At 68.5% G+C, this 9,604-nt stretch carries 8 protein-coding genes; 1 reads left to right on the forward strand and 7 read right to left on the reverse strand.

The genetic code is table 11. The features are described from left to right. Window positions 1-4: 4 nt before the first annotated feature. The 7 genes from ACFU95_RS45915 to ACFU95_RS45945 all read right to left on the reverse strand — a co-directional run bounded on the left by ACFU95_RS45915 (window position 5) and on the right by ACFU95_RS45945 (window position 8,258). A complete protein-coding gene (locus ACFU95_RS45915; RefSeq protein ID WP_383842090.1) occupies window positions 5-850 on the reverse strand; it encodes an ABC transporter ATP-binding protein in 846 nt (281 codons plus the stop codon). Then, a complete protein-coding gene (locus tag ACFU95_RS45920) occupies window positions 847-2,757 on the reverse strand; it encodes a dipeptide/oligopeptide/nickel ABC transporter permease/ATP-binding protein (RefSeq protein WP_383842093.1) in 1,911 nt (636 codons plus the stop codon). Before ACFU95_RS45920 ends, ACFU95_RS45915 begins: the two co-directional genes overlap by 4 nt. A 1-nt stretch (window position 2,758) precedes the next feature. Continuing rightward, a complete protein-coding gene (locus ACFU95_RS45925) occupies window positions 2,759-3,703 on the reverse strand; it encodes an ABC transporter permease (protein ID WP_383842096.1) in 945 nt (314 codons plus the stop codon). A gap of 57 nt (window positions 3,704-3,760) precedes the next feature. Next, window positions 3,761-5,287, reverse strand: a complete 1,527-nt coding sequence (locus tag ACFU95_RS45930; protein WP_383842099.1) for an ABC transporter substrate-binding protein — start codon at window positions 5,285-5,287, stop codon at window positions 3,761-3,763. 93 nt (window positions 5,288-5,380) lie between these two features. Beyond that, entirely contained in the window at window positions 5,381-6,241 is an 861-nt protein-coding gene (locus ACFU95_RS45935) for a fumarylacetoacetate hydrolase family protein (RefSeq protein ID WP_383842102.1), read from the reverse strand. Window positions 6,242-6,272: 31 nt separating this feature from the next. Further along, complete coding sequence (locus ACFU95_RS45940) at window positions 6,273-7,151, reverse strand: fumarylacetoacetate hydrolase family protein (RefSeq protein WP_383842105.1); 879 nt, start codon at window positions 7,149-7,151, stop codon at window positions 6,273-6,275. Between the two features lie 348 nt (window positions 7,152-7,499). Continuing rightward, window positions 7,500-8,258 (reverse strand): SDR family NAD(P)-dependent oxidoreductase, encoded by a 759-nt coding sequence (locus ACFU95_RS45945; protein ID WP_383842108.1) that lies wholly within the window; start codon window positions 8,256-8,258, stop codon window positions 7,500-7,502. A gap of 180 nt (window positions 8,259-8,438) precedes the next feature. Between ACFU95_RS45945 and ACFU95_RS45950 the strand changes: the two genes are divergently transcribed. Then, window positions 8,439-9,227 (forward strand): IclR family transcriptional regulator, encoded by a 789-nt coding sequence (locus tag ACFU95_RS45950; protein WP_383842110.1) that lies wholly within the window; start codon window positions 8,439-8,441, stop codon window positions 9,225-9,227. The last annotated feature ends 377 nt before the right edge of the window (window positions 9,228-9,604 follow it).

Consider the following 9,604-nt stretch of genomic DNA (forward strand, 5'->3'; position numbering starts at 1 on the left):
CCGGTCACACCGCCTGCTCAGCCAGCGCTCTGCGCTCTTCCCGCTTGCGCCGCTGCGCCTCTGGGTCCGCTTCTGGCACCGAGGCCAGTAGCCGCCTGGTGTACGGGTGCGCCGGCGCGTCGTACACCTGCTGTGCGTCCCCCTGCTCGACGAGTTCACCCCGGTAGAGCACCGCGACCCGATCGCTGATGTGGCGAATCACGGCGAGGTCATGCCCGATGAACAGGTAGGCCGTACCGGTCTCGGCCTTCAGCCGTTGCAGCAGGTTGATGATCTCGGCCTGGGTCGAGACGTCCAGCGCGGACAACGGTTCGTCGCAGATCAGCAGCTTGGGCCGGGCCGCGAGGGCACGTGCGATGACCAGCCGCTGACGCTGACCGCCGGAGAACTCGCTCGGGTAGCGGCCCAGGGCCGAGGACGGGATACGGACGGAGTCCAGCAGTTCGGTGGCGCGTGTCGTGGCGGCCGTGCGGTCCAGTCCCTCCCGTCGGCGCAGCACCTCCAGGAGGGCGGCGCCGATCGTCATGGTCGGGTTGAGCGCCGAGTACGGGTTCTGGAACACCATCTGTACATCACGGCGTACCCGTTGCCGGTCCGCCTTCCGCTTCGCGTCGATCACCTCGCCACCGAGCGAGACGGTGCCCGCGTGCGGGGTCACCAGGCCGAGCACACTGCGGGCCAGCGTCGTCTTGCCGGAGCCCGACTCGCCGACCAGGCCCACCGTCTCGCCGGCGGCCACCGAGAGTGACACGGACTTCAGCGCCTCGGACCACTGGCTCCGGCGTCGTAGCCGACCTGGCCCGGAGCCGAAACGCACGGTCAGATCACGGATGTCGAGCAGCGCGGTCATGCCTGTACCTCTTTCTCCACGGTGAGGGCCGGTGTCCGGTGCGGGCCGGAATCGGCAAGCACACACCGAACGGCGCCGCCGGACGTGATGCGCAGGGGCTGCGGGTCCGCACAGTCGTCCATGGCATGCGTGCAACGATCGGCGAACCGGCATCCGACGGGCCGCCGCCCCGGGTCGGGCACGACGCCAGGAATCGTCGGCAGCGCGTCCTGGCCCTGGTGACGCGAGGGTATGCAGTCGAGGAGCGCCTTTGTGTACGGATGCGTCGGCCTGGTGAACAGTTCGTCGACCGGGGCCTGTTCGACGATCTGGCCCGCGTACATGACGGCGGCCTCGTCCGCGATGTCGGCCACGACACCCATGTCGTGGGTGATGAACAGCACGCTCGCGCCGAGGTCGGCCTGGAGTTCCCGGAACAGGTCGAGGATCTCCGCCTCCACGGTGACGTCAAGGGCGGTCGTCGGCTCGTCGGCGATGATCAGCTTGGGTCGGCAGGCGGTGGCGAGCGCGATCATCACCCGCTGGGCCATGCCGCCGGACAGCTCATGGGGATAGGCCTTGAGACGCTCGGCGGCGTTGGGGATGTGCACGCGCTCCAGGAGTTCGAGTGCGCGGGCCCTGGCCGCTGCGCGGTCCAGACCGGTGTGGCGGCGGATTGTCTCGACGAGCTGGTTGCCGATGGTGAAGGAGGGGTTGAGGCTCGCCAGGGGGTCCTGGAACACCATGGACATCGCGCTGCCGCGCAACCGGTCGAGTTCGCTCCGGCGGGCGCCGATCAGCTCCTGGCCGTCCAGCCGGGCCGAGCCGGTCAGGACGCCGAGCGGCGGGCGCAGCAGCCCCATGACGGCGAGCGCGGTGACCGACTTACCCGAGCCCGACTCCCCGACCAGGGCGAGGGTCTTGCCCCGGGGGACGCGCAGCGACACGTCCTCCAGGATCAGGCGGGTCTCGCCGTCACTGTCGTAGCCGACGGACAGTCCGGAGACCTCCAGCACGCCCGGTTCACCCGCGGGTACTCCGGTTGTGAGTGGCGCGGGCCGCGGAAGCCTTCCGGCCCCGCGAGGACGGGACGTCGCCGCTCCCCGTCGTACGCCCGCGCCGATGCTGTCGCGGATGCCGTCTCCCATCAGGTTGGCGGCGAGCACGGTCAGCGCGATAGCGAGGCCCGGTGGCAAAATCAGCACCGGGTTCTGCGACATGTAGGACGCGCCCTCGGCGAGCATCGCGCCCCAGCCGGGATACGGCGGCTGCACACCTAGCCCGAGGAACGACAGACCGGACTGGGCGAGCAGGGCGAATCCGAAGGTCAGGAACGCCTGGACGAGCAGGGGCGGGGCGATGTTGGGCAGGATGTGCCGGGCCAGCAGGCGGCGGGCCGGGTAGCCGAGCAACTCGGCCGCCGCCACGTAGTTCTCCCGGCGCACGGTGAGGGTCTCGGCCCTGGCGAGCCGGACGAAGTTGGGGCTGTACACGACGCCGAGCGCGACCATGGCGTTCACCATGTTGTTGCCGAAGACAGCGATCAGGGCGATGGCCAGCATCACACCGGGGAAGGTGAGGATGACATCGGTGCAGACCATCCCGACCCGGTCGACCTTGCCGCCGACGTACCCCATGATCAGGCCGCAGGGGACGCCGATGGCCACGGCGACGCCGAGGGCCAGCAGCGCCGCTGGCAGGGAGACCCGGGCCGCGTACAGAAGCCGGCTGAGGACGTCCCGCCCGAGCGCGTCCGTGCCCAGCCAGTGGGAGCCGCTGGGACCCTGGAGCAGTGCCTCCAAGTTCTGGGCGAGCGGGTCGTACGGGGCGATCAAGGGGGCCAAGACGGCCGCCAGCGTGACGAGCAGGAGGACGACCGCCCCGGCCATTGCCACGCGCTGCTTGCGGAATTTGGCGAAGAATGACATGTCAGGCCGTCCTGGTCCTCGGGTTGAGCCAGCCGTACGAGAGATCGACCAACAGGTTGACGAGCACGACGACGGCGGCGACGCAGGTGATGACGCCCTGGATCACGGGCAGGTCCCTGCTCTGCACGGCAGTGATCAGGAGCTGTCCGATTCCTGGCATCGCGAAGACCAGTTCGATGAAGACCGTGCCGCCGACCAGCACCGAGGCGATCAGTCCGAGGCTGGTCACGATAGGGATCGCGGCGTTCTTGAGCGCGTGCTTGCCGATGAGGCGGGGCAGCCGGATGCCACGCCCCTGAGCCGCGGTGATGTAGTCGCGCTGGAGGATGTCAACCATGGTGCTGCGGGTCTGTCGCGCGATGATCGCGGTGGGCCCGAGCGCCAGTGCGGTCACCGGCATGACGAGGCTTCTGGCCCACTCGGCGGGATCCTGCCCCAGGGCCACGTATCCGGTCGCGGGCAGCCACCCCAGCTTGAGCGAGAAGAGCAGCACGAGGACGAGGGCGAGCCAGAAGTGCGGGACGGCTACCGCGAAGGCCGTGCCGGCCGAGATGATCCGGTCCGCGCGACCCCCGGCACGGAGCGCCGCCGCCGTGCCTAGTGCCACTCCGAGGACCAGGGCCGCGACGAGACTCGTGACGGACAGCCACACGGTGACGGACAGCCGGTCGGAGATAGCCTCGGTCACCGGGACGGAAGTGATCAGCGAGCGGCCGAGGTCGCCCTGGAGCGCCGCGCCGAGCCAGTCGGAATACTGCGAGTAGACGGGGCGGTCGATGCCGAGTTCGGCACGGACCCGGGCGATGCTCTCCGGGGTGGCCTGATCGCCGAGAATTGCCGACGCGGCATCACCGGGCATCAGCCGGACCAGCAGGACCACCAGGACGGACACCAACAACAGGACGATCACGGCCGATCCCAGCCGCGTCACTATGAACCTAGCCATGTCCCCTCCGCGACGACGGAGCGCGGGCCGGGCCGGAGCCGGCCCGGCCGCGCACCGTCAGCCGATCACCTTCCAGCCGTAGACGAAGGGCACCGAGTTGCCCGTGTACATCTCCACTCCGGAGACCTTCTTGTCGTTCACCGCGTACAGCGCGTCCTGGACGTGCGTCACCAGGAACCACGCCTGGTCGGTGATCTCGTCGGAGATCTTCTGGTACGCACTGCTGCGGGCCGTGTCGTCCGTGGCGGCCTCGGCGGCCTCGAAGCTCTTCTGGATCGCCGGGGAGTCGGCCTTGAACGGGTTGTACGCGGAGTCCTTCAGCGCGAACAGCTTGGCGGCCTGGTAGACGTCGTCGACGCCGTAGACGAACATGGGTGACGGGTTGTCGGTGGTGCCCCATGACTGGGTCAGACCCGACTGGACGAGCTTGATGTCGAGCTTGATGCCGACCTTCCGCAGCTGGCCGTCGAGCGCCTCCAGGTAGCTGGAGAACCGGCTCTCGCTGAACACCGGCAGGGTGAACCCGTTGGCATAACCGGCCCGCGCGAGCAGCTGCTTGGCCTTCGCGGGGTCGTGCGGGTACCGCTTCTCCGCTGTGTCGCTCGCGCCGGCCGACGACGGCGGGAAGATCTGGCTCCATGCCTTGCCATAACCGAAGGTCACTGCCTTGGCCAGGGCGTCCCGGTCAACCGCATAGTTCATCGCTTGCCGCACCCGGACGTCGCCCAGTTGGGGAGCCTTGGTGCCGGCCCGGTCCAGCAGGCCGAGGCCGAGGAAGTTGAGCGGCTTGGACAGCAGTTGGAGACCGGCCGACTTCACGGTCTGCGCCTGCTGCGGGAAGACCACCGTCATGTCGATCTGCCCGGACCGCAGGGCGTTGAGCCGCGCGTCGTTGTCGGGCATGACGGACAGCTCCAGGCTGTCGGCGCCGACGGCCTTCGCGTTCCAGTAGCCCTTGCGCGCCGTGTAGACGTACCGCTGCCCAGGCACGCTGTTGGAGGCGAGGGTGTACGGTCCGCTGCCGGCCGGAGTGCGGTTCAGCGTGCTGCCGTTGAGACTTTTCGGCGAGACCAGCATGCCGAGCGGGCCGGCCAGCACGAAGTCGAGGTCCGGAACGGCGCTCGACAGCTTCAGGTCGACGGTGTTCGCGTCCGGTGTGGTGACCGAGCTGACCGCGGCAAGCGACGAGGCGAAGGGACCGCCGTCGGCCTTGGCGTGTTCGAGGTTCTTCTTCACCACCGTGGCGTCGAGCTTCGTCCCGTCGGAGAACGTGACGTCGCTGCGCAGCTTCAGCTCGAAGGTGCGCCGGTCGGCCGAGGTGTACTTCCACGAAGTGGCCACCGAGGGTTCCAGCTTGGCGTCCGATGTGCGCCGGATCAGGGTGTCGTAGACCGGTGTGAGGTACTGCATGAACGGTCCGGTCAATGACTTGTGCGGATCGAAGGTGGTGACGTCGATCGGCATGCCGACGGCGATCTTGCCGCCGGACGCGTCGTCGGTCGAGCTGTCGCCCCCGCCGCCGCACGCGGTCAGCAGCAGTGCCGCCGCGACACCCAGACCAGCGACTCTACGAATGGTTCTCATCTTTCAACTCCTCTGGAAGAGCCATACGGGCTCGTCGGCCCACGACGGGCCGGGGTGGTACGGATCCAGTCGCGTACCTGTGTCTCGCGCCGCCTACGGGCGGACGCCGCCGGACGGCGAGAACCGGGTACGGATCTCGCCGATCCCTTCGATACGGCTGACCAGTTCGTCACCGGGAGTGAGGTAACGAGGCGGAGTCATCCGGTTTCCGACGCCCGCCGGGGTGCCGGTGAAGATCAGGTCACCGGGAAGGAGCGGGCAGACGGCGGAGATCCGCGCGATGAGCACCGGCACCGAGAAGATCATTTCCTTGGTGCGGGAGCGCTGTACGACGGTTCCCGACACCGTGCCGGAGATCTCCAGGTCGCCGGGGTCGGTGAACTCGTCGAGGGTCACCAGGGCCGGGCCGGTCGGCCCGAAGCCAGGGAACGACTTGCCCAGGCTGAACTGCGGTGGTGTGCCCTGCGTCTGTACGGCCCGCTCGGACAGGTCCTGTCCGACGGTCAGGCCGGCCACGTGCGTCCAGGCCTTCTCCTGAGGGATCCGGTGTCCGCCCTCGCCGATCACCGCGACGAGTTCGACTTCCCAGTCGACCTTCTCGCCGGGCAGTTCGACGACCGCGTCGGGACCCGTCACGCACGTCGGGAACTTGGTGAAGACCAGCGGGTCCTCTGGGGGTTGGTATCCGGCCTCCGCCGCGTGCGGCGGATAGTTGAGCGCGACCGCGAAGACCTGACGCGGCCGGGGCACCGGCGGGCCGAGGCGGTCGGCCGTGACCTGTTCACCGGTGCCGGGCTCGGGGACGTACGTCCTCGCCCAGGCGGTGAACTCCGCCCAGCGCTCGAAGGCCGCCATCGGGTCGCTGTCGAACCGTCCCTCGCTCGCTCCGGCCACATCGACCGCGCGGCCGTCGTGCTGCAGGGCGAGCCTGTCGTCCACTGTGACCAGCCTCATGGGCGTTCCTTCACACCGATCCGGGTGCCGGTCACCAGGTGACCCTGGGCGGAGCCGGCTGCCCGTAGGCGTCCTTCCAGGAGACGATCGGGGAGCGCAGTGTGCCCACGCCCTCGATCTCCGCCTCGACCACGTCGCCGGGCCGCAGGTAGTAGTCCTCCGCGTCGGGGCGGAAGCCCGCGACCCCTGACACGGTGCCGGTGGTGATCAGGTCGCCGGCGCTGTAGCCCTGCGGCGAGTGGTAGGCGACCAGCTCGGGGATGCTCACGATCATGCGGCTGGTGTTGGAGCTCTGCCGCACGTCCCCGTTGACCCGCAGTTCCATCTTCAGGTTGTGGGGGTCGGGGATCTCGTCGGCGGTCACGATGTACGGGCCGAGCGGGCAGAAGGTGTCGATGGCCTTGCAGTACGAGAAGACGCCCGAGGCCATCTCCTTGCGCTGGATGTCGCGGGCGGTGATGTCGTTGAAGACGACATATCCCGCGATGTGGTCGACGGCTTCCTCGGCGGTGAAGAACTTGCCCGGCTTGCCGATCACGATGGCGAGTTCGAGCTCGTAGTCCAGTTCGGACGTCAAGTGCTCCGGATACACCACGGCCTCGTCCGGGCCCACGATCGCGTCGACGTTCTGGAAGAAGACGATCCCCTTGTGGATCGGGTGCGACCAGCCCACCTGCTTCGATTCGTCCTCATGCTCACGGAAGTTGCCCGAGGTGTGGAAGAACTTCTTCGGCACGATCGGCGCCCGCAGCCGTATGTCGGTGCTCGCGAAGGTCCGCCCGGTGGGCTCCGCGCCGCCGCGCTCGAAGTACTCCCGGGTGGTGGGTGCGTCGAGTTCGACGACGGTTTCCCCGTCAAGACTGCCGACGAGCCCAGCTTCTGTAGCGGTATCAAAGGTAATCAGTTTCACCGTGTTCTCCTCTGGCTTGATATCTGGTGGAGAAATCGACTCAGACGAAGCGCCATGCTGCTCGGGCGCCGCCCCTGCCGAGGCCGCCGTTGTCGATGATTCGGGGCGCCGATGATGTGGACCTCGTCCCCCTCAGGGACAGGCCCGCGCACTTCCCGGGAGCGGAGATGCGGCCGAGCTGTGTCGTCGGGCTGCGCGCTTCGGGACCGAAGCATCGACATTGCGTAGCCGAGCCGAACTGCGTGCCGTGCCGGTCACCACGGTCGTCTTGTCGGTGAATCGGCCGGAAGGCCGGATCAACTCGGTCATCAGGACTGCCCTTCTCGATCTTCTCCGTCGCGGTCCGACTCAGACGAGCGTGCGTCCGCCGTCCACGTAGAGCACTTGGCCCGTGACGAAGGAGGCCAGCGGCGAGGCCAGGAACAGCGTGGGGCCGACGACTTCGGACGGGGTTCCCAGCCGGCCCGCGGGTACGAGAGCTGTCAGGTCCTCCCGCACCCCGGGCCGGCTGAGGTATTCAGTGGTCAGTGACGTCTCGATGTAGCCGGGGGCGACGGCGTTGACGCCCACGCCGTGAGCGGCCCATTCGTGCGCCATGACGCGCATGAGCTGGTTGATGCCGCCCTTGGACGCCGCGTAGGGACCGTGCTTGGCGTGGGCGAGCAGACCGGACACGGAGGAGACGAAGACGAGCCGGCCGTGGCGCTGCTCGCTCATCACCCTGCCCACCGCCTGCCCGAGCCAGTAGGCGCTCGACAGGTTCACGGTCAGGATCTGGTCCCACTCCTCGTCGGAGAAGTCCAGGACGGGCTGGCGGTTGTTGATGCCGACCGCGTGCACGAAGGCGTCCAGGCCGCCGAGGACGGCAACCCCTTTGTCGACTGCCGCCCGGCAGTCGGCCGCCCGGCTCAGGTCCGCGGTGATCACCCCGCCGCCCGCCTCGGTGAGACCGAGTTCGGCGTCAAGGGCGCGCAGTCGCTGCTCGCTGAGATCCGCGACGACCACCCGAGCCCCTGCCTCGGCCAATCCTGCTACGCAGGCGGAGCCGAGGCCGCCCGCGCCGGCGACCAGAACCCTGCTGCCTTCCAGCCCAAGTGACCGATTCATTCGAGCCTGTACTTTCACTAGGTGAAATCAACTTTTGAACTCGCCGGGAACGTAACCTGGGGGCGCCGCTACTAGCAATAGCCGCGACATCATTCGTTTCGTCAGGCTTGTGTGGAGCCCGGGTGAGGTCTAGCTTTCGGAGGGTAAAAGCACACTCCGCAAAGTGAGAACGGGGCGACAGTGGCCGACCGTGCGAAGTACCGCATCGAAGCGCTCGCAAAGGGGCTGCGGGTGCTCGCGATGTTCTCGGAGCGCAGACCCGCGCTGCGCGTCAGCGAACTCGTGGAGCTGACGGGCATGCCCATGGCCTCCCTGTTCCGGATCGTCGCGACGCTGGAGTCCGAGGGGTACCTGGAACAGCTTCAGGACGGCCGGTACCGCCCGAACACGAAGGTGCTCACGCTGGGCTTCGCCGCCCTCCAGGGGCTCGACCTGATGCAGACCGCGACGGGGCCGCTGCGCGCCTTGGCCGAAGGAACTGGTGAAACCGTGAATCTGGGGGTGCTGTCGGGCGACCAGGTGCTGTACCTCGTCCGACTGCGGAACGCTGAACTGGTGACGGCGAACATCCAGGTCGGTTCGATGCTGCCTGCGGTGTACGCCTCCATGGGCAAAGTGCTGCTCGCCTACCTGGACAGCGAACAGCTCGACGTACTCGTGCGGCCAGGGTCCTTCGCCGAAGGCGCGGGTCCGCACGCGGTCCGGTCCCGCACCTCACTCGATGAGCAGCTCGCCCTGGTTCGCCAGCGCGGCTACGCCCTCCAGGACCAGGAAGTGGCACATGGCCTGAGGTCGATCGCCGCGCCCGTGCGCGACGAGGGTGGCAGGGTGGTCGCGTCCGTCAACGTGGCGGTTCAAGCGGTCGGCTACGACGTGGAACGCCTGCTCACTGAGTTCAGACAGCCTCTGCTGGACACGTGCCGGGAGATATCGTTGCGCCTCGGACACCGTGCGGGGGCGGTTCTGTGAGCTGGATCGTGGACCGGGGGCCGGCGGAGCTGGTCCCGGAGGGGAGCGAGCCGTAGGACGCGCCGTCCGCCAAGGTGTCGAGCCTGGCCCCGGGGGTCGCGAGGAAGGTGCGGCGGCGCGTGGCGTCCGCTGCCCGGATGCCGTCGGCGCGGAGGCGTCTGCGGCTCTGTCCCGGCTAAGCGCACGGAGCGCGCGGGCGCGCGGGTCGGCTACGGCGGGGAGCCGGCCTGCGGGTTGCGGGTGTGCGGGGTCGTTCGAGTGGCGGACGGCCCGGCGCCTGTGCCGGGACGCTGTTGGCGAATTGTGGGCTGTCTTTGCGCCCCATCGGGTCATCCGGTGGGGCGCAGTGCTGCCAGGGGGCTGATGCGGGTGGGAGC

It is taken from the genome of Streptomyces sp. NPDC057623, assembly GCF_042800355.1.
Taxonomy (GTDB): Bacteria; Actinomycetota; Actinomycetes; order Streptomycetales; family Streptomycetaceae; genus Streptomyces.